Genomic DNA, 22,435 nt, shown 5'->3' on the forward strand with positions numbered 1-22,435 from the left:
TGCCCTTGGCGTGCTGCGCCCGGGTCGCCTTCTCGCCCGGGCCGGCCAGTGCCCGCGCACGGATCCCGTGCAGTTCGGCCACGCGTCCGCGCGCGCCCGAGGAATCGGTGGACACCAGGGGAACGTCATTGAGGACTGTCACGATGCCTCCCTCCTCATGGACGCGGTCCGGAGACGCACACCCACAATAACAAACCGCCTGTGCGGTTTATAAGGGGGATGTGTGGCCGCGCACATGAATCAGCCATGGAAAAGGTGCCGCCGGCCTGCGGCCGGCGCTCGAGCGGCGGCCCTACCGCCAGCTGTGCGCGGGGCGGTACGTGGCGGCGGCCCGCCGCTGCGGCCGCCACGAGGAGGCGCCGGCCCCCGGGCCGTCCCCCGCGCTCGCGCCCCGTCCGGCCAGCACGGAGCACAGCACGACCGTCACGGCGGCCAGTTCGTCCTCGTCCGCCTGCCCGCGCTCGATGCGCAGCGCGGGCCGCGAGGCGTCCGGTTCGCCCATGTCCGCTCCTCTCGACCCGGCCACCGTGGGGGATCGCGCTACAGGAAGGCCTCAGTTCCGCTCGAGCGGAACCGGGGCAAGCACCGAGCTCCACGGCCGGCGGCGGCCGTGGAGCTCGGAGGGATCGTCGGCGGGAGGCGGGCTGCCGGTCAGAGGGCGGCCGGACGCAGCCACACCGGCAGAGACCGGAATCCGTTCATCAGGAACGAGGGCATGGGCGCCAGTTCGCCGGGGCTGCAGGCGAGCCGCACGTCCGGGAAGCGCCCGAAGAAGGCCGACAGCGCCTCCGCCGCCTCCACCCGGGCCAGCGGAACGCCCATGCACCGGTGCACCCCGTGCCCGAACCCGAGGGTGTCGCGGTCGCTGCGCAGCACGTCGAACTCGGCGGCGTTCTCCCCGTACCGCTGCGGGTCCAGGCCCGGCGCCGCGAAGTTGACCAGGATCGCGTCGCCCTGCCGGATCAGCACCCCGTCCAGGTCGATGTCCTCCACCGCGAACCGCATCGGCGAATAGGCCCCGGGGGTGTGCACCCGCATGGTCTCGGCGGCGGCGTCGGCCCAGTCGGCGCGCCCGGCGCGGATGTGCTCCAGCTGCCCGGGGTGGCTCAGGAGGGCGCCTATCGCGTTGGCGATCAGGGTGGCGGTGGTGTCCTGGCCGCCGGCGATCATCAGGTACAGGGTGCCCAGCAGTTCGTGCTCGCTGAGCCGGTCGCCCCGGTCGCGGGCCTCGATGAGGGAGCTGGTGAGGTCGTCACCGGGGTGCGCCCGCTTCTCGGCCACGATGGCGGCCAGCAGCCCGAAGGCCTTCACCCGCGCCGCCTCCATCTCCCGGGCCCCCACCGACGGGCTGAAGACGGTGTGCAGCGCGGCGCACAGCTCCTGCGTGGCGGCGCCCTGCGGGACACCGAACAGTTCGCAGATGACGCGCATCGGCAGCAGCTCGGCGAACAGGCGCCGCACGTCCACCGGTTCACCGCCCGCCGCCGCGGCGTCCAGGCCGTCCAGCAGTTCCGCGACGATCTCACGCACACGTGGACGCAGCCCCTCCGAACGCCGGGCCGTGAAGGCGCCCGCGACGAGCCGGCGCAGCCGGGTGTGCTCCGCACCGTAGGCGAAGAGCATGTTCTCGTTGGCCACCCACGGATACAGCGGCCAGGCCTCGGTGATCCGGCCCTCGATGAAGTCGGGCCAGTGCTGTCGCGCGTTCTTGGACACCCGAGGGTCGGTCAGCAGCCGTTCCACGTACTCCTGCCGCACCACCGCCCAGGCCCGGACACCGCCGGGCAGTTCGACCTCCACCGCCGGCCCCTGCGGCCGCAGCAGGGCCGCCTCGCCGGCGAGATCACTGCCCGTGACGTCCAGGGCATAGGGACAGGCCGTCAGTTCCATCGTCGTACCCCCTGTGTGATGGTTGCATGTCGCACCACGTACGCGTGCGCGTGAAGAAGGCCGGCAGACCCGGCGCGCACCCGGGAGGGCCCGGCCCCCTCGGCCGGGGGCCGGCGACGGACCGTCCCTGCGGCTCAGTCCACCCCGAGGGGCTCGGCCTGCCGGCCCGCCCCCACGGCCTCCTCGTACACGCGCGCGCTGCGCTGCGGTGAGAAGTCCAGCTGTACCAGCACGGCGGGAACCGCGACGCCCGCCATGAGATGACGCTGCAGATCCGCCACGCGCTCGACGAGATCGGCGCGGCCCGTCATGAGCTTGGACAGGATCTGCACTCCGGTGAAGGCCCCGACGAACATCCGGGCCGCCGCGGCCACGTCCACCCCCGGCAGGAGCTCGCCGTTGTCGCGTGCCGCACCGAGGATCTCGGTGTTGTGCTCGATCCACCCCGCCATCGGCACCTGCCGGTCCAGACCGTCGTGCGGCGAGCCCTGCTCCACGGTCAGCCGCACACTGCCCCTGACCAGCGGGTCACCACAGGCGAGCAGGTGGGCCAGCAGCAACGCCTCGTCCAGCCCCTGCTGCAGCGCCAGCTTCCGCCGCGGCACCTGCGGCAGCCCCGACAGCTGCTGCGCCAGCACCGCCTGGGCCAGCTCCTCCTTGGACGAGAAGTGGAAGTAGAGCGCACCCTTGGTGACCTTCGCTCTCTGCAGAATCGTGGAGATGGTCGCCGCTTCGTATCCGACCTCGTCGAACACTTCGCCCGCCGCCGCCAGGATGGCCTTCCGAGTCCTGACCGCCCGCTCCTGCTGCACCATCGAACACCTCCACCGCTCTGCCGCACCCCGGAAAAAAACCGGCAGGTATGTATCTTACCAGTACGCCTGGCGGAAGATCATGCCGGTCCGCACCCCGACACGCGCCATACGACACCCCCCTGTGCGTGGTTGCAGGCGACCCGAACCGGACGCCCACGAGAATAAAACCTGCCACCCGGTTTTTCAATGCCCCGCCCGCTCCTGGCATATGAAGCGGAACGCCCCTTATCAGCTCCTGTTTCACCCGCAACTATCCCCGCCGAAGTGACCTAGGTCACTCGACGGACTTCCGGAGTGTCTTGAAAAGAAAACCGGTGGGTTCGTATCTTTACGGCCGTGTGCTTCCCACTGTCGTCGAACGACCACGCGGAGAGAGCATGACCCTGCTGACCATCACCCAGGCATCCCCGGCCGACGCCGCCCCGGCAACCCGCCCCCGGCCGGACGGCCCGAACGGCCCCGCCGGCCCCGCCGGCCCCCTCCCGGCACCGGCCGAGCACTCACCCACCGTCACCGACCTGGTCCGGCTGCTCTTCGAGGGCGACGACCAGGACCGCGTGCACACCCCCTGGCGCGAACTGATCACCGACGAATCGTTCCGCCACAAGGAAGGACTCTCACCCGCCGAACAGGCCGCGCTCTCCTACGAACGCCTGCGCGCGGTCAACCGCAGACTCGAGCGCGCCGAGGACCTGGCGCGCGACCCGCGGCTCCTTGCAGCACTCCACGAATGGGCGGCGGTCGTGCACGGCGGCGGGGGCCTGTGCACGCTCGCAAGCATCCACTACAACCTCTTCCTCGGCAGCCTCCTGGACCACCAGGACGGCCCGCCGCGCGACCTGACGGAATTCACCACACTCGCCCGCACCGGCACCTTCCTGTGCACCGAACTCGCCCACGGCAACGACGCCGCCGCCCTGCAGACCACCGCCGAGTTCGACCCCGACACAGGCGGATTCATCCTGCACACCCCCCACACCGGCGCCCAGAAATTCATGCCCAACACCAGCCCCACCGGCGGCCCGAAAAGCGCCGTCGTCGCCGCCCGCCTCCTCGTCAACGGCGAGGACCAGGGAGTCTTCCTCTTCCTCACCCCCCTCAGCGACGCCCACGGCACCCTCCCCGGCATCCGCGTCCGCCGCCTCCCCTACCGCGCAGGCGCCCCCGTCGACCACTGCCTCACCGCCTTCGACCACGTCCCCCTCCCCCGCAGCGCCCTCCTCGAAGCCGCCCACGGACGCCTCACCCACGACAACACCTTCACCAGCAGCCTCGGCAACCGCCGCAAACGGTTCCTGCAGTCCATCGCACGCGTCACCACCGGCAAACTCTGCATGAGCGGCGCCGCCGTCGGCGCCACACGCGCCGCCCTGACCATCGCCGTCCGCTACGCCCACCACCGCCACATCAGCGGCCCCCGCGCAGGACAACAAGTACCCCTGCACGCCCACCGCACCCACCACAGCCGCCTCCTGCACGCACTGGCCACCGCCTACGCCATGACCTTCCTCCACCGCACAGTCACCGCCCGCTGGGCCGACCACACCCCCGACGAACGCCCCGAAATCGAACGCCTCGTCGCCATCACCAAAGGCTGGATCACCTGGCAGGCCCGCACCCTCACCACCGAAGCCCGCGAACGCTGCGGCGCCCACGCCCTCTTCCCCGTCAACGGCCTCGCCGACTTCCCCCAATACACCGAAGGAACCATCACCGCCGAAGGCGACAACCTCGTCATCTGGGCCAAAGCCGCCGCCGAAATGCTCTTCGGCCACAACACCACCCCACCCCCCCACACCACCCCACCCGCACAACAAGACCTCACCGACACAGCCTTCCTGCGCGAACTCCTCCACCACGCCCAGACCCTCTGGCAGACCCGCGCCCGCACCGCACTACGCAACGGCCCCCCCGGCGACCCCCTCGCCCGATGGAACAACGCCTCAACCCCCGCCCTACGCATGATCGAAGCACACGCCCGCCTCCAAGCCGCCGACGCCTTCATCCACGCAACCCAACACACAACAGACCCCACCGCACACACCCTCCTCACCCAACTCTGCCGCCTCTTCCTCCTCAACCAACTCAACGACTACACCGGCGACCTCCTCGCCACCAACCACCTCACCACCCACCACGTACTCAACCTCCCCCACACCACCAACGAAACCCTCCACACCCTCACCCCCCACACCACCACCCTCACCAACGCCTTCCACCTCCCCACCCAATACCTCACAGCCATACCCCTCACCACACCCAACCACCTCCACCAATTCGACCAACTCATCCCCCACACCAACAAAAACAACGAACACACACCCACCCACTAAGACGTCGTTTCTGATGGCGTGATCGCTCGTTGAGCCGTGCATGACGGATCTGGTGGAACGGTTGGTGCCGGACGAGTTGTGGACGCTGTTCCGGCGGGTGGTCCCGCCGACGGAGGTCATACGCCCGCAGGGCGGCGGCAAACGGAGGGCCGGTGACCGCGAGTGCCTGGCGGCGATCATCTTCGTGGCCACCTCGGGCTGCACCTGGCGGCAGTTGCCGCCGGTGTTCGGGCCCGCCTGGCCCACCGTCTACCGGCGCTTCGCCCAGTGGAGCCGAGGGCGGGTGTGGGCACGACTGCACCGGGTCATCCTCGATGAACTCGGCGCTCGGGGTGAGCTGGACTGGTCGCGATGCGCCATCGACTCCGTCAGCGTCCGGGCGGCAAAAGGGGGCCACTGACCGGACCGAATCCGACCGACCGCGGCAAGCCGGGATCGAAAATCCACCTCATCACCGACCGAAACGGCGTGCCGCTGTCGCTGGGCATCTCTGGCGCCAACACGCACGACAGCCTCGGCCTGCAGCCGCTCGTGCGCGGGATCCCGCCCATCCGCTCCCGCCGCGGCCCGCGCCGCCGGCGCCCGGCCAAGCTCCACGCCGACAAGGGATACGGCTACGGCCACCTGCGGAAATGGCTTCGCGAGCGCCGCATCCACCACCGCATCGCCCGCAAAGGCATCGAGTCCTCCAACCGGCTGGGCCGACACCGCTGGGTCGTCGAGAGAACGGTCTCCTGGCTGGCCGGCTGCCGCCGTCTGCACCGCCGCTATGAGCGCAAGGCCGAGCACTTCCTGGCCTTCGTCGGCATAGCCGCAGCCCTCATCAGCTACCGCCGACTCACCAACTGAAACGACGTCTAACCCACCCCACACCCCACCCCGAAACCACCCCGAACCCACGCCGCCCCACCGCCACCCACGACAACACCCCACCAAACCCCCGCCGCAGACACCCCGGGTGCTGACCGGGCATGCCGGGAGGCCTTCGAGCAGGAGCGTCACGGATCGTGCCGCCGGCCGGAGAGCTGAACTCGTCGCCGATCAGCCGGGCCGCGGACCGCTACGGCCTCCCGGTCGCCGGTGTGCTGCGGCTGCGGACGTACCGCAACTCCCCCACCCGCACCGCCAGCACCGCCCGCACCGGGCAGACGGTGCGGGCGGTGCGGTAGGTCCGTGCTGGGAGCGGGGGTGTGCCCGGCACGGGCGGGCGGCTGGCTGGACGCGGACGCCGACCAGCCGCTGGGGCACCCCGCCCTGCGCGGTGTCCCACAAGTGGCGGCCGCGCAGCGGCGGTGGACGGGGTGACGCGCGGTGCAGGGCAGGCCGGAGCCGAGCCCGGCCAGGTTCTCGCCCTGGCGCACGCGGTCGCGGCCCGCAGGTGGGAAGAGGCCCTGCACCGGGCGCGTAAGGAGATCTGGCCGCACAGGCTTGCACCAGGTGGCGGGCGGCGACGCCGGGGCGGTCCGAGCGGTGGCGGATTGCGGGCCGGGATCCGGTCATCCTCCCGGAAGTGGCGGCCGTGGCCAACGCGCTGGTGGATCCGGTCATGGTCGAGCCGCTGTGGAGGGACAGCGGCGCCGGGCGGCCTCGGCCGCTGCCCGCCTACGGGGCGTTCTTCCGCAGGTCGGGCGAGCGGGTAGGACGCGACTGGCTGGTCCCGCTGTCGGCGGCGGACTACGGCGGGCCGCTGTCCGCCCGGATAGGCACGGTCATCCGGGCTGGGGCGACACTTCGGCAACAGGGCCCCTTGCTCCTCACTGGACTCGACATCCGCGAGCTACCAAAAGGGCCAAAAGGGCTCTTACCACCGCGGCCGGGCCGGTCGGTCGTCAGGTGGCGCCGAGGCCGGTGAGGAAAGTGCCGGCGACGAGGTCGGCGGCTTGCGGGGGTTCCATGGCGGGGAACTTGTGGGCGGCCGTGTCGACGAGTCCGTCGAGGACCGCCCGCGCCCAGGCCGCGTCGGTGCCGGCGCGCAAGTAGCCCTCGTCGATGGTGCGGCGGACGAAGGTGTCGAGCCGGGCGCTCTGCTCCTGGCGGCGGATGTCGGCCTCGGGGTCCTTCTGCATCATGCGGCGCGTGTCGACAGGCCATTGACGGCTGACGGGGATGATCCCTTCCAGGTAACGGTGGAGGGCGACCGGAACAGGGGCCTCGGTGAGGCGTGCCTCGTCCAGGACATGTTCGGCGGAGTCGAGCTTGGCCTGGAAGACGGCGCTGAGCAGCGCCTCGCGGCTGGCGAAGCGGCGGTGGACGGTGGTGCGGTCCACTCCCGCGGCGGCGGCGATGGCCGCCATCGAGGCGCCCGGGTCCTCGGCCAGCAACCGGGCCCCGGCCCGGAGCACAGCGGTGAGGTTGCGTGCAGCGTCAGCTCTCATGATGCGGAGAGTGTACGTCCAGTGGTCACTTTTGGCACGATTTCCAACACGTGAATAGCAACACGAACAAGAACTACGACTCTGATGTTGCAGCAATGGGAAATGTCTCTACACTGGAGTGGCAAGCCCCCGCTGGAGCGGGAGAACGACAAAACGATGAGACGACGCACGAGAAGAGGGATGCGCTATGTCACGGACGTGGCTGATCACCGGCGGCTCGCAAGGGCTGGGCAAGGCTCTGACGCTCGCGGCGCTGAGCGCCGGCGACAGGGTCGTGGTGACTTCTCGGAAGCCGGACACGCTGGCCTCCTTGCAGGCCGAGCACCCTGAGCGACTGATGGCGGTGGCCCTGGACGTCACCTCCCCGTCCGACGCCCGGGCCGTGGTGGAAAGGGCGGTGGAGAAGTTCGGCTCGATCGACGTGCTGGTGAACAACGCGGGTTACGCCACCAGCGGCTCGATCGAGGACTTCCCAGAAGACGAGTTCCGCGCGCAGGTCGAGGCTAATCTGTACGGCGTGGTCAACCTGACCCGGGCGGTGCTGCCGGTGATGCGGAGCCGGCGCTCCGGGCACATCGTGCAGATCTCGTCCGTCGGCGGACGCGTGGGCGGCACGCCCGGCCTCAGCGCCTATCAGACCGCGAAATTCGCCGTCGAAGGGTTCTCAGAGGTGCTGGCGAACGAGGTGGCCCCGTTCGGCATCAAGGTCACCATCGTCGAGCCCGGCGGCATCCGCACCGGCTGGGCCGCAGGCGCGGCGGAGCCGTCCGGTCCCGTCACCTCCGACTACGAGGAGACGGTCGGCGCGTGGCTCGCGAGGTTCGCCGAGTACGCCGGCAACGAGCCGGGTGACCCCGACCGTATGGCCCGCGCGGTCGTCACCGCGGTGGAGGCGGCGAAGCCCCCGCGCCGGCTGCTCCTCGGCAGCGATGCCCTGGAGATCGCCATCAGCGCCGAGGAGGCACGCCTCGCCGAGGCCCGCGAGTGGGCCGAGGTCAGCCGCTCCACGGACTACCCCACCGCCTGACCACTTCGTTCCGGTGGTGCCCCCGCACGCTCGGGCACCACCGGAGCACGGCACCCACCGGAGCACGGCACACCCACCGGAACGCCGCTGCCCGACCACCGGAAGGCCGACGCCACCACCGAAGGCCGGCCCAGCCGCCCGGTCGGAGCACCTACCTGCCCTTCCGGCATGACCGCAGAACGGCTTCGCCCAGACCCCCGCACGCAAGGCGGCACCGCACCGCCCGCACCCGTCAGCCTGCCGACGCGCCCCCGCCCTCTCCTCTCCATCGCTCTCTCGTCCCTTTCGCACCCAGGAACCGTGAAGACATGACTGTTCGCGACAAGCTCTACATCGGCGGCGCATGGGTCGCCCCCAGCGACCCGAATCTGCGGATCGACATCCTTTCCCCGCACGACCAGTCCCTGCTGGGCAGCGCCGCGCAGGCCGCGCCCGCCGACGTCGACGCCGCCGTCGCCGCGGCCCGCGCGGCCTTCGACGACGGGCTCTGGCCGCGCACCAGCCCCGAGGAGCGACAGGAGATCGTCCGGCGTTACGACGCCCTGCGCGCTGCCCACGCCGATGAGGTCGCTCGGGCCATCTCCGTCGAGAACGGCTCGGCCGGCTGGTTCACCAAGGCCGGCCAGCCCTTCCTGACCCGTCAGGTGAAGGCGTACCTGAAGGCGGCCGAGGAGTTCGGCTGGGAGGAGATCATCGAGCCGTCCGACCCGTCGGTGTCCTTCGACACCATCGTCCGTCGGGAGGCGATCGGCGTGGTCGCCGCCGTCATCCCGTGGAACTCGCCGTTCTCCGCAGCCACCGCCAAGCTGGTCCCGGCCCTACTGGCCGGAAACACTGTCGTCCTGAAGGTCTCCCCGGAGAACTCTCTCAGCATGATGCTGCTGGCGGATCTGTGGCACGAGGCCGGGCTTCCCGCGGGTGTGCTCAGCGTCCTACCCGCCGACCGCGAGACCAGCGAGTACCTCGTCTCCCACCCCGACGTCGACAAGATCGCCTTCACCGGCTCCACCCGCGCCGGCCGGCGCATCGCCTCCATCGCGGGCGAGCACCTCAAGCGGGTCAGCCTGGAGCTGGGCGGCAAGTCCGCCGCCCTCATCCTCGACGACGCCGACCTGGACGCCGTCGTCCAGGGCCTGCGATTCGGCTCCTTGGCGAACAACGGTGAGGCCTGCATCCTCCAGACCCGCATCCTGGCCCCGCGCGGCCGCTACGCGGAGGTCGTCGCCGCGATCAAGGTCATGGTCGAATCGCTGAAGGTCGGCGACCCGTCCGCTCCGGACACCTTCATCGGCCCGATGATCCGCCCCGACCAGCAGCAGCGCGTCATCGACTACATCCACGTCGGCATAGCGGAGGGCGCCCGGCTGGTAACCGGCGGACCGCAGATCCCCGAAGGCCTGGAGCAGGGCAACTACGTCACCCCGACCGTCTTCGCCGACGTCGACAACTCCATGCGCATCGCGCAGGAGGAGATCTTCGGCCCGGTCCTGTCCGTCATCGCCTACGACGACGAGGACGACGCCGTCCGCATCGCCAACGACTCCGCCTACGGCCTGTCCGGCGGCATCTGGACCATCGACCCTGAGCGTGCCCTCTCCGTCGCCCGCCGACTGCGCACCGGCACGGTCACCCTGAACGGCTCCCCGATGAGCTTCGACGGTCCGTTCGGCGGCTACAAGGCGAGCGGCATCGGCCGTGAATACGGCAAGGTCGGCCTGACCGGCTACGTCGAGCACAAGACGATCACCCGCAACCGCTAGCCGCACACCCCGCGACACATACACAGCGCAGCCACAGCCCCCGCGCGCCGGACGGGCCCACCCGCGGAACGGCCCACCAACGACACAGGCCCACCGGCGGCACGACCACCGCCCGCCCGGCCCTCATCCGGTCGGCTGCGTCGCCCACGGCGGCAGACCTCCGCTCCCGCCCATGAGAATGCCGTCCCGCACGAATACCGGCCGAACCCCTCGGGCCGTGGCCCTCCGCATCACGGCGTGCGCCTGCTCCCGGCGCCCTTCGCCATCCTTCCGTTCCCCGGAGAGTCATTCCATGCCCACCAAGTCACCCCGCCTCACCTTCGCGGTACTCGCCAGTGGTGCGGGCGTCTTCTCGATGCTGCAGTCGCTCATCGCGCCGGCGTTGCCGACGATCCAGCACGCCCTGCACACCTCTCAGTCCACCACCACGTGGGTGATGACGGCCTATCTGCTGTCCGCCTCGGTGTTCACCCCGATTCTCGGCCGCGTCGGCGATCTGCTCGGCAAGACGCGCACACTCGTCGCCGTCCTGGCGGCGGTGCTCGCAGGATGCCTGCTCGCGGCGCTGGCACCCACCATCGGCGTCCTGATCATCGCCCGTGTCGTCCAGGGCATCGGCGGAGCAGTGTTCCCGCTCTCGTTCGGCATCATCCGCGACCAGTTCGAGGCCGGCCAGGTCAGTGGCAGCATCAGCAACCTGTCCGCCGTCATCGCCGCAGGCGGCGGCGTCGGCATCGTCGCCGCCGGGCCCATCGTGGCCGCGCTCGACTACCGCTGGCTGTTCTGGATCCCCGTCGCCATCCTTGCCGTCACCGCCCTCATAGCCGCGCGCCACATCCCCGAATCGCCTCACCGTGCGCAGGGACACATCAACTGGCTCGGCGCGCTGCTACTGTCCGGCTGGCTGGTGGCACTGCTCCTGCCGGTCAGCCGGGGCAGCCGGTGGGGCTGGAACTCCGCCCCCGTGATCTCGCTGTTCGCCGCGGCCGTCGTCCTCTTCGGCCTGTGGCTGCGCGCCGAGTCACGCAGCCCGAGCCCGCTGATCGACCTGCGCGTTCTGCGCACGCGGCCGGTGTGGACCACGAACACGGCCGCTCTGCTGTTCGGCGCCGGCCTCTCCTCTGTCTGGGCCTTCCTGCCGGGCTTCGTGCAGACGCCGAGTTCGGCCGGATACGGCTTCGGTGCGAGCGTCACCGCATCCGGGCTGCTCATGCTGCCCATGCTGATCACCATGTTCGTCGCCGGCATCCTCAGCGGCCGCCTGGAGCCACGGCTCAGCGCCAAGCACCAGCTGACCACCGGTTCAGGCCTCGCCGCGCTCGCATGCGCCATCCTCGCCCTGGCGCACGACCAGCAGTGGCAGATCGCCGTCGCAGCGGGAGTCTTCGGCCTCGGCGTCGGCCTGGCTTTCGCATCCATGGCCAACCTCATCGTCAACAGCGTGCCCGCCGAGCAGGCCGGCGCCGCGACCGGCATGAACGCCAACCTCCGCTCCATCGGCGGTGCCGTCGGAACCGCCATCATGAGCCTGCTCGTCACCGGCAACCTCACGCAAACCGGCCTGCCCTCCGTCACCGGCTACACCCACGGCTTCTCGGTACTGACCCTGTTCCTCGTCGGCGCCGCACTCGCCGCAGCCCTCGTGCCCACCCGACACGCCGCCCACACGCCGGGCCGAACGACCCACAGCCCCGACCCGCAGCCGGACGCGGTCAGCCGGGCCTGAACAACGGAACAACGGGGATCACGGCTGTATCAAAACGCCTGCGGTACGAAGTGCCGCCCCGCGACACCTACACGCACCGGTACTGCAGGGCTGAGGCTCCATGAACCTGACCATTCGAGGTGGTGCGCTCTCTGCCTAGCGGTTGCATCTGCTGGGAGGCGTGCTCGGCCGGCACGCGCTCCTTCCGGGGACATGCCAGGGCCCGATGGCTTCGTCGGCGCAGCCCGGCCCGTCACTCTCCGGGGTACGGCGCCGTGAGGTAGCGCTGCACGGTCGGCGCCAGCCACGCCGTGATCTCCTCCGGGTGCAGGTGTACGGAAGGCGGGAAGCGCAGGACGTAGCGGGTGAGGGCCAGGCCGAGCAACTGCGAGGACACCAGTGCGGCGCGCGCGGGTGCCTGCTCGGGGTCGGGGCAGAGACAGCGGGCCAGCGGGAGCAGTTGGTCGTTGAAGATGCCGCGCATGCGTTCGGCGCCGGCGTCGTTGGTCACGCCCACTCGCAGGAGTGCGGTGAGTACCTCGTTGTCCTCCCACTGATGCAGGAAGTGCATGACCAGTGCACGGCCGGCCTCGTCACGGGGCAGGGAGGACAGGTCCGGCAGTTTCAGGTCGATGGCGACGGCCGCCGCGAACAGGCCCTCCTTGTTGCCGTAGTAGCGCATGACCATGGAGGGGTCGATTCGTGCCTGCTGTGCGATGGCGCGGATGGTGGCGCGGTCGTAGCCGTCGGCGGCGAAGCGCTCGCGGGCTGCCTCGAGGATGGCCCGGCGGGTGGTGTCGGAGCGGCGGGTGGGAGCAGAGGTGCGGGCGGCGGGCGTGCTCTCGTTCATGCCAACGATCGTAGGCCAACAGGCATTGGCCAACAAACGTTGACTCGCACTGCGGCGTTCGCCTACTGTTGCCAACAGACGTTGACCAACAAGTGTTGGCCTACAACCGTTGTCGACCGGGAGGTCACCATGCACGGCACCGGCGCCAGCAAGGACACGCACCCCTCCGCCGCATCCACGCACCCCGTGATCGTCGTCGGCGCCGGCCCCACCGGGCTCCTCGTGGCCGGCGATCTCGCCGAGGCCGGTGTCCCCGTCACCCTGCTCGAGAAGCGGGCCCACCAGGTCAGCAATCTGTCCCGGGCATTCGGCGTCCACGCCCGCACACTGGAGCAGCTCGACGCCCGCGGCCTCGCCGACGACCTGCTCGCCACCGGCAGCACCATCACCCGGCTGCGGCTCTTCGGACGCCTCTCCCTCGACCTGAGCACCCTGCCTTCCCGCTTCCCCTTCCTGCTGATCACTCCCCAGTACGAGGTCGAACGCCTCCTGGAGCAGCGCGCCCGGCGGCTCGGCGTCCGATTCGAGTACGAGACCGAACTCCTCACCCTGCGCCAGGACACGGGCGGCGTCGACCTTGACGTCCGCAACGGCGACGGCACCGCGGCCACCCTCCGTGCCGGCTACGTCGTCGGCGCCGACGGCCACCGCAGCGCCGTGCGCCGCGCCGTCGGCCAGCCCTTCCCGGGCGTCTCCGTCATCACCTCCCTCTTCCTCGCCGACGTCCGCCTCGCCGAGAGGCCCGACAGCGTCCTCACCGTCGACGGCGCCGGCGACGTCTTCGCGATGATCGCCTCCTTCGGCGACGGCTGGTACCGCGTCATGGGCTGGAACCGCCGCAACGAGGTCCCCGACGACCACCCCCTCGACCTCGACGAGGTCAGGGACGTCACCCGCCGCGCCCTGGGCACCGACTTCGGCATGCACGACGCCCGCTGGCTCTCCCGCTTCCACAGCGACGAACGCCAGGCACCCCGGTACCGGGTCGGCCGCGTCTTCCTCGCCGGCGACGCCGCCCACATCCACTCCCCCGCCGGCGGACAGGGCATGAACACCGGCCTCCAGGACGCCGCCAACCTCAGCTGGAAACTCGCCGCCGTCATCAAGGGGCAGGCCCCCGACAGGCTGCTCGACACCTACCAGAGCGAACGGCATCCCGTCGGCAAGGCGGTCCTGCGCAGCAGCGGCGGTCTCGTCCGCCTCGCCCGCGCGCACAATCCCGCCCTGCGTGCCCTCCGCGCCGCGGTCACCACCCTCGTCAACACCGCCGCGCCCGCCCGGACCAAGGCCCTCGCCCAGATCACCGGCATCGGCCACCGCTACCCCGCCCCACGCGGCGCCCACCGGCTCACCGGCACCCGCATCCCCGACGGCACCCTCGCCGGCGGCGGCCGCCTGTACGAAGCCCTCCGCGGGGGACGCTTCGTCCTCATCACCCCGCCCACCGTCCAGTTCCCCCACCCCACCACTCCGGACGACGAGTCCGGCACGCAACCGGCCGTCGAACACTGGGCAGGCGAGCGGCGCACCACGATCCTCGTCCGCCCCGACGGATACGCGGCCTGGGCACAGGACGACGCCGACGCCGCAACCGTCGAGGCCGCGGTCGCCGCACGTTTCACCAGCATCGACCGGCACTGACAGCGGCACACGCCATGGCCCTGCCCGGCCGGCCTCACACAAAGGCCGCCTGTGCAGGGCCTCGCGCACGCGCCTCGGAAGTCGTCGGCGACGAACCTCGTGCCCGGCGGCACCAACGGCACGTCGGACGTCTCAGTCCGTCGCTTCTTCTGACGTACTCCGTTCCGGCGCCGTTCCCCTGATCCGCCGCGGGGCGCCAGGGGCGGGCGCCAGGAGGCTCGTGGGACCGTCGTGGCCGCACGAGCCTCACGCGTGTCACTCCCGCTTCCCTCACAGAGGTGTGCCGTGACGGGTGGTCAGATCGGCGGATTGTAGCGGGCCACGAAGTCGACGCTGCCGCCGGAGGGGTCGCGCCAGTAGTCCGGCCAGCGCATCGCCGCGCGGGTGTCCGGCCCGTAGACGCCGTCGGCGCTGACGTCTGGGCGGTTGGCCTGGAGCCAGCGGACGGCCCACACCGTGCCGTCGCCGTAGACGCCGTCCGCTCCCCCGCTGGAGCGGATGCGGGAGGCAGCCGGTGTGCTGCTTTGACATCCTCGCCGCCCTGAAGGACGGCGGTTCCCGCCTAGCGCGCCGTTGAAGGCTGCGGTGTCGGGTGGGTTCCTGCTTCGCTGCGCGGTGCCGGGACGACTCCCGGTCTTACCTGCGCTCCACAGGCTGATACCGCCAGTCCGGCGGCCTTGGCGACGTTGACCGCCGCGTTGATGTCCCGGTCAAGGACTGCCCCGCACGCCTGACACGTCCACACGCGGACGTTCAGCGGCTTGGGGCCGTCCTTGACGCCGCACTGCGAGCACACCTGACTGGTGGGCTCGAAGCGGCCGATCCGGTGGAAGGCGCGCCCGTACCGGGCGGCCTTGTACTCCAGCATGCTCACGAACGCCGACCATCCGGCGTCGTGGACGGACTTGGCCAGGCGCGTGCGGGCGAGTCCCTTCACCGCCAGGTCCTCCACGGCGACGGCTTGGTTCTCGCGGATCAGCTTCGTGGAGAGATGGTGGTGGAACTCGCGGCGCGCGTCGGTCACCTTCGCGTGTGCGCGGGCGACTTTCAGCCGGGCCTTGTTCCGGTTGCTGGAGCCCTGGCGTCTGCTTGGCCTCGGTGATCAGCTTCTTGGACAGGTCGCCGGTCCTCGGGAACGGCAGCCCCTCGCTGCGGGCGGTCTCCCGAGCGCGAAGCGCGTCGTTGTAGACCACCCGCGCGCACCCGAAGGCCCTCGCCAGCGCCGTGCGCTGACCGGCGCTCGGGTATACCCGGAACGAGTACCTGAGCTGCATACGGATCACGGTACACAATTGGTTTATGGGTATCGATGAGAACGTTCGTACTGGTCGTCACTGTGTCTTCCGGCTGCACGTCCACTTGGTTTTTGTGACGAAGTACCGGCACAAGGTCTTCGCCGACCGACACCTGACGCGGTGCGAGGAGATCATGCGGGCCGTGTGCGAGGACTTCGAGGCCGAGCTGGTCGAGTTCAACGGCGAGAACAACCACGTCCACCTGCTCGTGAACTTCCCGCCGAAGGTCGCCGTGTCCAAGCTGGTCAACAGCCTCAAGGGCGTCTCTTCCCGGCGGCTGCGCCAGGAGTTCCCCGACCTCGTCCGCCACTACTGGCGGGCACAACGCCTGTGGTCCGGCTCGTACTTCGCCGGGTCCGTCGGCGGCGCACCACTCAGCATCGTGAAGCAGTACATCGAGCAGCAGAACCGGCCGCTCCGACCCGAACCGAGGTGAACATTGCAGATCCGTGCCCACAGCTGAGGTCAGAGCAAACCACAGATTCGCTTCGCCACCGGGCTGAAGCCCGGTGCCCTGCGAATACATCCGTAGCAGCTCAGGCCGTTACCGGTGCGGGCAGGCACCCGGTGGTAGTTGTCGACGGCCGGGCCGTCGGTGCGCTTGACGGTCGTGTTGCAGGGGCCGTAGGCGGCGTGGGCCGGTGTGGTCATCACCGGGCTGGCCGTCAGGCCAGGGGCGAAGAGGAGTGCCGCGGCTCCCAGCATGGCGAACCGGGCGCGGCGTGTCGTCAGTGCTCCTTGTACGGTGCAACCCTCTGGTCGGTGACGTCGTGTCAGTGACTGGTCCAGCCATGGACCTTAGGATCGCCTCGGTCGACGAACTGTGTTGTCCGTGCAGGAAGCTTTGTCAGTCGGCACGGATCGGCGCCGCCTGTGCGCCCGTGCGGGCGGGCCGGTGCTGCGAGACGTACGTGTCGGGGGGCGGACGGATGAAATTACGGCCGGGGCCGGAGCCGAGACGGCCGGGAAGTCGCGGCGGGCGGGGGGCGGCGCGGTGAGCCCTGTGCTGGACACGGCCTTCGTGCCGCCCGGGGACCGGGAGGAAGTGGTCCGCAGCGCGGTGTGGGAGTCCGTGGTCGCGGTCGACATCGACCACGGTCCGCCGGCCGAGGAGATGTCCGTACGCATCGGGCTGGGCGCGGTCGGGCCGATGCGTATCTGTTCGGCGCGGGCGACCGCCGTCACCATCCACCGCACGGCCCCACTCGCCCGCAGGGACGACGAGGAACCGGCCGTCTTCCTCGGACTCCAGGTCTCCGGCAGCAGTCTCGTGGCTCAGCGAGGCCGAGAATGCGTGCTGCGGGCGGGCGAGTTCGCCGTCTACGAGTCGATCGCCCCGTACACGCTGCTCTTCGACGAGGGGGTGGATCACCACTTCCTGCGCTTCCCCCGCTCAACGCTCGCGCTTCCCGACCGGCTGCTGCGGGACACCGGCGCGCTCGCCCTCGGGCCGGGCAACCCCGTCGCGCGGATCGCCTTCGACTACTTCTCCCGGCTCGCCACCGACGACACCCTGCACCAAGGCGCACACGCCGAAGCCGTCGTGACGCCCAGCATCGAACTCCTGCGTGCCGCCCTCACCTCCCAGCAAGGGGCGGCAGACCTGGCCAGGGGGCCGATGGAGGCGACACTGAGCCTGCGGATCACGCGGTACATCCGTCAGCATCTCGCGGACCGTGATCTGTCGGCCGCCCGCATCGCCGCCGCGCACGGCATCTCCGTACGACACCTCTACGCCGTGCTCGCCCGCTCCGGCATCAGCCTCGGCGACCACATCCGCGTCCAGCGCCTCGCCGAGTGCCGGCGCGAACTCGCCGGGCCGCACGGCGGATCGCTGACCATCGCCGCGATCGGCCGGCGGTGGGGATTCGTCGACGCGGCCCACTTCAGCAAGGTGTTCAAGCGGGCCTACGGGATGACGCCCCGGGACTGGCGCGGCCTGCACCATCCGCGCTGAGCGCCCGCGCGGTTCCAGTGCACGAGTAGAGCGCGGGTACGGTCGGCGCGGTGACGCAGGAGGCAGCATCCGCGGGTGGTGGAGCCGCAGTGGGTTGCGGACAGGCGGCCCTCGGGGGGAACTGATACGGCCCGTCGTCCTCACCGCGGAATATGACGCAAAACCTGCATGACAGGTACATGACTGATCAAGGTGCTTCGGCGTACCATCACATGGCCCCGGAGGGGTGGTCGACGATGCGTCCGGCCCCACCGGACAGCTCAGCTCAGCCGCTCCTCCGTACACCCGGCCCCGCCGGGGCCGGACTCCCCACGGAACAGGAGCAGCAATGCCCCTCGCCACATGGATCAAGGCAGGCACGTCCGCGACGGCGCTCGTCCTCGCCGCGGCGGGCACCGCGTCCGCCGCCCCCGCCGTCCAACAGCCCGATGCCCGCGCGGCGGTGGTGACCCTCCGCTACGACGACAGCCGTGCAGCGGGCTGGGAAGCCGCCATCGCGGCCGGAGTCGCGTCGTGGAACGCCAGCGTCACCAACGTGAAACTGGTGGAAGCAACTCCTGGCAGCGCCGCCGAAATCGTGATCGTCGCGACATCGGGCTGGCCCCAGGCCACCCTCGGCCCCGTCCGTCCCGGCCGTCAGGTCCGCGTCGAACTGGGCAGCCAGGCCGTGAACGACGGATACAACAAGACCCGGATCGCCGCCCACGAACTGGGACACAGCCTCGGCCTGCCGGACACCAAACCCGGCCCCTGCTCCCAGCTGATGTCCGGCTCCAGCGCCGGGACCTCCTGCACCAGCGCCGTCCCCAACGCGACCGAACGGTCCCGCGTGCAGTCCAATTACGCGGACGTCTTCGCCGCCTCCGTCGTCACCGACGGCAGGACCCTGGTCGACGCACCCTGAACCACCTGCACCAATGGCCGGAGCACGGTCCGGCGGTGAACTCGTGCCAGGTGCTGCCGAAGCCGCAGAGGTTCGGCAGCACCTCTCTGCCGTTCGGCGATGCGGCTGAACGCTCCGTCGGCGAAGGACCGGTACGACCGCAGTGGCGGTGAGCCCGGTGGCGATGGACGCGCCGCCTGGACCGGTGGGCGCAGAACGCTGGGCAGTCCTCAACCGCCCTGTCCGACGGTCCGCATCAGCCACAACGCTCCGCATGAGGACACAGGACACGCGTCTGCCGGATCCGGCGGTGCCACCCGATACGGGCTGCGCCGTGGCGCTTCGGGCACGCACAGCCGCCGATGTCCGCCGCTGCCACCGCTGCCACCGCTGCCACCGCTGCCACGCTACGCGACCGCGCGCCCCGGCCTCGCGGGCGGGGACGCTCCGAAGCCAAGCCACGCCACATCATGGAAGAGATCGCAGCACGTGAACACGTACAGCTGGACCGATCCTGTTGCCCTAGTTGCCCCGGGCAGGGGAAGCACAATGGGGAACAGCTGATGCCGTCGGCTCTCACGCCTGCCCGCCCGGGCCGGCAGCTCCCCGCAGGCCCGGGAGCCGGGCGAGTGCCGGCAGCGTGACACGGAGATGTGATGGCGAACCGCGTGTACACCATCGGGCATTCGACCCGTACCTTCGACGAGGTGCTGTCGATGCTGCAACAACATGAGATCACCCACCTGGTGGATGTCCGTTCCTTTCCCGCGTCGCGCACCAATCCGCAGTGGAATCAGGACGCGATCACCGACGCACTCCCCCCGGCCATCCAGTACCGGTGGATCCGGGAGCTGGGCGGCAGGCGGCACACCCCCAAAGGCGTCGAGAGCGTCAACACGGCCTGGCGGGTGAAAGCGTTCCGCGACTACGCCGATCACATGATGAGCAGCGAGTTCGCGCAGGGGCTCGGCGAACTGCTCGGCCTCGCCACGCACGGGCGGCCGGTGATCATGTGCAGTGAGGCGGTGCCGTGGCGCTGCCACCGCAGACTGATCACCGACGCGCTGATCGTCGCCGGTACGGACGTCGTACACATCATGTCCGCCACCGCGACGAAACCGGCGTCCCTGAACGAGAACGCGGTCGTCCGCGACGGCCGCATCACCTACCCCGCCGCCTGATGTGCGCGGGACAAGTACGGGCGGCGGGCGCGGAGGTCCGTGAAGCAGTGGCGGCCACCCCGTCGGGGAGGCGTCGCTCCTCACGGCGAGATCGCGGAACCGAGTGGACCGGTCCCCTGGGCAGGCGGGGCGTGCCGGAGGCCTGCTCGGCGAAGACAAAGCGCCGGGGCCGGTCGCCCGGCGTAGTGGGGCCGTCGTCAACGTGGCCGTGTTCGCCGGGGGGACGGGAGCGTCGCGTCACCTGCGTCCGGGTGGTCCGCAACGGCCACCGGTCAGGTCCGACGCGAGCCGGCCAACCAGGCCGTGGCCGAGCGGCCGGTCCGGGGGGGTGAGCGGCCGGGTGGCGAGACGCCTCCCGCGCGCCTGCCCGTGGCAGAGGCTTGTGCGGCACGGGGTCAGGCCGTGCCGCACAAGCGGTCAGTGGCCGACGCCCGCCGGTTCGCCGCGCGGCGCGGGGTCGGGCTCCGCCCGCAGGACCCCGGCGCCCACAGCGGTGGTCACACACAGCAGCGTCAGCAGGAGGAAGGTGTGGTTGAGGTCGACGACGTGGGTCAGCCAGCCGATGACGGCGGGGCCGGCGAGCATGCCGACGTAGCCGAGCCCCGCGACTCGGGACACGTTCGCACCCGCGGCCGCCGGGTCGGCGTGCCCGGCCGCGCTGAACAACTGCGGGACAGTACCGGACAGGCCCAGCCCGAACAGCGCCCACCCGGCGAACGCAGCCCACATCCACGGCCCCAGAGCCACCAGCGTGATACCGGCCGCGGCCGCGGCGGCGCCGTGACGCAGCACCGCCATCGACCCGAACCGGGCGACAAGACGGTCCGCCAGCAGTCGGCCGACGGTCATCGCCGCCGCGAACGTGCCGTAGGCGAAAGCGGCGGTACTGGTGGACGCGCCGAGCACGTCCCGCAGGTGCAGAGCGCTCCAGTCGTTGGCCGCGCCCTCGCAGAGCATCACCATCAGCGCCAGAACGGCGAGCAGCCAGACGCGCCTTTGGGTGCCGCGCCGCACGGCCGAGGCGCGTGAAGCGCCCTTGACGTCGCCCGACACGTCGAACTCCCGATCGTCGCCGCTCCCTTCGGCGGCCGGGCCGACGGTGGCAGCGAGGCCGGACGCCTCGATCCCGCCGCCCTCGCCGCCCTCTTCGGCGGCCGGGCTGACAGGAGCTGCCGGCATCAGCGCCCGGACCGAGGCCAGGGCGACCACGATGCTCACGCCTCCGATCGCGGCCATCGTGGCGACCGGGTCCACCCCCGCACGCGTCGCTCCCGCCGCCACCAGCGCCGCAATGACCCCGCCCACGGAGAACGTGGCGTGGAAGCCCGACATGACGGGCCGTCCGTACGCCTTCTCCACGTACACGGCGTGGGCGTTCATGCTCACGTCCAATGCACCGTTGCAGGCTCCGAAGACCAGCAAGGCACCCGCCAGCGACCATGGGCCATCGGCTAGACCCGGCAGTACCAGTGAGGCGCCGCACAGCACAGCGGTCGCCGGAACCACCACCCGCGCGCCCAGACGGTCGGTCAGCGGACCGGCCAACTGCATCCCTGCGAACGCGCCGAGCCCCAGCAGCACCAACAGGCCGCCCAGCGTCGCATGACTGATCCCCACCCGTTCCTCGGCGACCGGGATGTGCACCACCCACGCGCCCATCAACGTGCCGCACAGGACGAAATAGACATACGTCGCCACGCGGGCGCCGAGAAGCGAACGATCCATGCCGCACACCGTAACGAACAGATCGAATGTTCGGAAGCCCATTAAGCGAACAGGTTGAGTGTTCATTGCCGAGTGGTGTTCAATTCCCGCATGAGCAACGCAGACCGGCACGCCCTCATCACGAAGGCCGTCACAGACGCCGGCGAGGCCACGGTCCAGCAGCTCGCCGAGCTGACCGGGGCTTCGGACATGACCATCCGGCGTGACCTCGACACCCTGGCCGCCCAAGGTGTCCTCGAACGCGTCCGGGGCGGAGCACGCAGCCTGCTCCTCAGAGGCGACGAACCTCCCTTCGCCCTGCGCGCCCACGAAGCGGCCGACACCAAACGCCGGATCGCCGCCCAGGTCTGCGCCCTCATCGCCGACGGCGAGAGCGTCGTCCTCGACAGCGGAACCACCTGCCTGGAAGTCGCCCGCCTCCTGCGCGACAGGCCCGTCACCCTGATGCCCCTGTCCCTCCAGGCCATCCAACTGTTCGACGCCACACCCCGCCCCGCCGCCCTCGTCCTGCCCGGCGGCCGGCCCCGCGCCGCCGAAGGAGCCCTCACCGGCCCCCTCACTCTCGCCTCCCTCGCCGCCCTGCGCTTCGACACCGCCGTCATCGGCTGCTGCGGCCTCACCGCCGCCGACGGCCTGACCGCCTACGACCTCGACGACGCCGCGGTCAAGAAGGCGAGCATCGCCTCCGCCCGTCGCACCCTCGTCGCCACCGACGGCAGCAAACTCGGCCGTACCGCCTTCGCCCACGTCGCCCCCGCAGACCGCCTGGACACCCTCGTCACCGACAGCACCGCACCCACCGGCGAGATCACCGCGCTGCAGAGCGCCGGCACCACCGTCACCACCGTCTGACCGCGCCCGGCCACCGGCGGAGGAGCAGCGAACCGTCACTCGCCGCGGCCCGCCGTCTCACCATCGGCGAACCACGCGCCCTCGAAGCAGCCGTCGTCTGACCGACTCGGGCTCGAGGACGGATGTGGAAGCCCACCACCCGGTCA

General features: G+C 70.7%; 20 protein-coding genes and 1 pseudogene. 13 read left to right on the top strand and 8 right to left on the bottom strand.

The annotated features are described in order from the left end of the window. Positions 1–292: 292 nt before the first annotated feature. The 3 genes from ACF1AG_RS14215 to ACF1AG_RS14225 form a co-directional block, all read right to left on the bottom strand. On the bottom strand, positions 293–502 hold the full coding sequence (locus ACF1AG_RS14215) for an acyl-CoA carboxylase subunit epsilon (protein ID WP_387799135.1): 210 nt from the start codon (positions 500–502) through the stop codon (positions 293–295). A 149-nt stretch (positions 503–651) separates the two neighbouring features. Continuing rightward, positions 652–1,890, bottom strand: coding sequence for a cytochrome P450 (locus tag ACF1AG_RS14220; RefSeq protein WP_359603860.1), 1,239 nt, complete (start codon positions 1,888–1,890; stop codon positions 652–654). 134 nt (positions 1,891–2,024) lie between these two features. Beyond that, positions 2,025–2,705, bottom strand: a complete 681-nt coding sequence (locus ACF1AG_RS14225) for a ScbR family autoregulator-binding transcription factor (RefSeq protein WP_359603862.1) — start codon at positions 2,703–2,705, stop codon at positions 2,025–2,027. A gap of 377 nt (positions 2,706–3,082) precedes the next feature. Here ACF1AG_RS14225 and ACF1AG_RS14230 point away from each other — a divergent pair, with 377 nt between their 5' ends. The 4 genes from ACF1AG_RS14230 (at position 3,083) to ACF1AG_RS14245 (ending at position 6,343) form a co-directional block, all read left to right on the top strand. Beyond that, entirely contained in the window at positions 3,083–5,038 is a 1,956-nt protein-coding gene (locus tag ACF1AG_RS14230; protein WP_391809798.1) for an acyl-CoA dehydrogenase, read from the top strand. Between the two features lie 40 nt (positions 5,039–5,078). Further along, positions 5,079–5,887, top strand: a protein-coding gene (locus ACF1AG_RS14235) for an IS5 family transposase (RefSeq protein ID WP_391809799.1) whose coding sequence is annotated in 2 segments (ribosomal slippage) — positions 5,079–5,426 and positions 5,429–5,887 — 807 coding nt in all. Because the reading frame shifts where the segments join, the coding sequence is not laid out codon by codon here. 158 nt (positions 5,888–6,045) lie between these two features. Continuing rightward, positions 6,046–6,207 carry a hypothetical protein gene (locus tag ACF1AG_RS14240; RefSeq protein WP_391809800.1) on the top strand — a complete coding sequence of 54 codons (162 nt, stop codon included), beginning with the start codon at positions 6,046–6,048 and terminating at the stop codon, positions 6,205–6,207. Positions 6,208–6,211: 4 nt separating this feature from the next. After that, positions 6,212–6,343, top strand: a complete 132-nt coding sequence (locus ACF1AG_RS14245; protein ID WP_391809801.1) for a hypothetical protein — start codon at positions 6,212–6,214, stop codon at positions 6,341–6,343. 524 nt (positions 6,344–6,867) lie between these two features. Here ACF1AG_RS14245 and ACF1AG_RS14250 read toward each other — a convergent pair. Further along, positions 6,868–7,413 carry a TetR family transcriptional regulator gene (locus ACF1AG_RS14250; RefSeq protein ID WP_359603868.1) on the bottom strand — a complete coding sequence of 182 codons (546 nt, stop codon included), beginning with the start codon at positions 7,411–7,413 and terminating at the stop codon, positions 6,868–6,870. Between the two features lie 187 nt (positions 7,414–7,600). Here ACF1AG_RS14250 and ACF1AG_RS14255 point away from each other — a divergent pair, with 187 nt between their 5' ends. The 3 genes from ACF1AG_RS14255 (at position 7,601) to ACF1AG_RS14265 (ending at position 11,926) form a co-directional block, all read left to right on the top strand. Continuing rightward, positions 7,601–8,440 carry an oxidoreductase gene (locus ACF1AG_RS14255; protein ID WP_359603870.1) on the top strand — a complete coding sequence of 280 codons (840 nt, stop codon included), beginning with the start codon at positions 7,601–7,603 and terminating at the stop codon, positions 8,438–8,440. Between the two features lie 308 nt (positions 8,441–8,748). Beyond that, the gene (locus ACF1AG_RS14260) at positions 8,749–10,200 is read left to right on the top strand and encodes an aldehyde dehydrogenase (RefSeq protein ID WP_359603872.1); all 1,452 of its coding nucleotides are present in this window, start codon (positions 8,749–8,751) and stop codon (positions 10,198–10,200) included. A 292-nt stretch (positions 10,201–10,492) separates the two neighbouring features. Next, positions 10,493–11,926 (top strand): MFS transporter, encoded by a 1,434-nt coding sequence (locus ACF1AG_RS14265; RefSeq protein WP_359603874.1) that lies wholly within the window; start codon positions 10,493–10,495, stop codon positions 11,924–11,926. A gap of 232 nt (positions 11,927–12,158) precedes the next feature. Here the strand turns inward: ACF1AG_RS14265 and ACF1AG_RS14270 are convergent, their stop codons facing one another. Continuing rightward, on the bottom strand, positions 12,159–12,755 hold the full coding sequence (locus ACF1AG_RS14270) for a TetR family transcriptional regulator (protein ID WP_359603876.1): 597 nt from the start codon (positions 12,753–12,755) through the stop codon (positions 12,159–12,161). 129 nt (positions 12,756–12,884) lie between these two features. Between ACF1AG_RS14270 and ACF1AG_RS14275 the strand changes: the two genes are divergently transcribed. Then, positions 12,885–14,396 (top strand): FAD-dependent monooxygenase, encoded by a 1,512-nt coding sequence (locus ACF1AG_RS14275; protein WP_391809802.1) that lies wholly within the window; start codon positions 12,885–12,887, stop codon positions 14,394–14,396. A gap of 296 nt (positions 14,397–14,692) precedes the next feature. Here ACF1AG_RS14275 and ACF1AG_RS14280 read toward each other — a convergent pair whose 3' ends face one another. Together ACF1AG_RS14280 and ACF1AG_RS14285 are read right to left on the bottom strand one after the other, a co-directional pair. Then, on the bottom strand, positions 14,693–15,055 hold the full coding sequence (locus tag ACF1AG_RS14280; RefSeq protein ID WP_359603899.1) for a peptidoglycan-binding domain-containing protein: 363 nt from the start codon (positions 15,053–15,055) through the stop codon (positions 14,693–14,695). Next, positions 14,959–15,670, bottom strand: a pseudogene (locus tag ACF1AG_RS14285) (RNA-guided endonuclease TnpB family protein). Before ACF1AG_RS14285 ends, ACF1AG_RS14280 begins: the two are co-directional and overlap by 97 nt. 25 nt (positions 15,671–15,695) lie before the next feature. Here ACF1AG_RS14285 and tnpA point away from each other — a divergent pair. The 4 genes from tnpA (at position 15,696) to ACF1AG_RS14305 (ending at position 19,712) form a co-directional block, all read left to right on the top strand. After that, positions 15,696–16,127, top strand: coding sequence for an IS200/IS605 family transposase (tnpA, locus tag ACF1AG_RS14290; RefSeq protein ID WP_359603880.1), 432 nt, complete (start codon positions 15,696–15,698; stop codon positions 16,125–16,127). Between the two features lie 558 nt (positions 16,128–16,685). Then, positions 16,686–17,648 (top strand): helix-turn-helix domain-containing protein, encoded by a 963-nt coding sequence (locus ACF1AG_RS14295; RefSeq protein ID WP_359603882.1) that lies wholly within the window; start codon positions 16,686–16,688, stop codon positions 17,646–17,648. A 328-nt stretch (positions 17,649–17,976) separates the two neighbouring features. Further along, positions 17,977–18,552 carry a snapalysin family zinc-dependent metalloprotease gene (locus ACF1AG_RS14300; protein WP_391809803.1) on the top strand — a complete coding sequence of 192 codons (576 nt, stop codon included), beginning with the start codon at positions 17,977–17,979 and terminating at the stop codon, positions 18,550–18,552. 635 nt (positions 18,553–19,187) lie between these two features. Then, the gene (locus tag ACF1AG_RS14305; protein ID WP_359603886.1) at positions 19,188–19,712 is read left to right on the top strand and encodes a DUF488 domain-containing protein; all 525 of its coding nucleotides are present in this window, start codon (positions 19,188–19,190) and stop codon (positions 19,710–19,712) included. A gap of 417 nt (positions 19,713–20,129) precedes the next feature. On the opposite strand, the gene ACF1AG_RS14310 is transcribed toward ACF1AG_RS14305, so the two are convergent. Continuing rightward, complete coding sequence (locus ACF1AG_RS14310; protein ID WP_391809804.1) at positions 20,130–21,437, bottom strand: MFS transporter; 1,308 nt, start codon at positions 21,435–21,437, stop codon at positions 20,130–20,132. A gap of 90 nt (positions 21,438–21,527) precedes the next feature. Here ACF1AG_RS14310 and ACF1AG_RS14315 point away from each other — a divergent pair, with 90 nt between their 5' ends. Next, entirely contained in the window at positions 21,528–22,289 is a 762-nt protein-coding gene (locus tag ACF1AG_RS14315; protein ID WP_359603888.1) for a DeoR/GlpR family DNA-binding transcription regulator, read from the top strand. Positions 22,290–22,435 lie beyond the last annotated feature (146 nt).

Origin of the sequence: Streptomyces sp. NPDC014764, assembly GCF_043082785.1 — a bacterium.
Classification (GTDB): Bacteria; Actinomycetota; Actinomycetes; order Streptomycetales; family Streptomycetaceae; genus Streptomyces; species Streptomyces althioticus.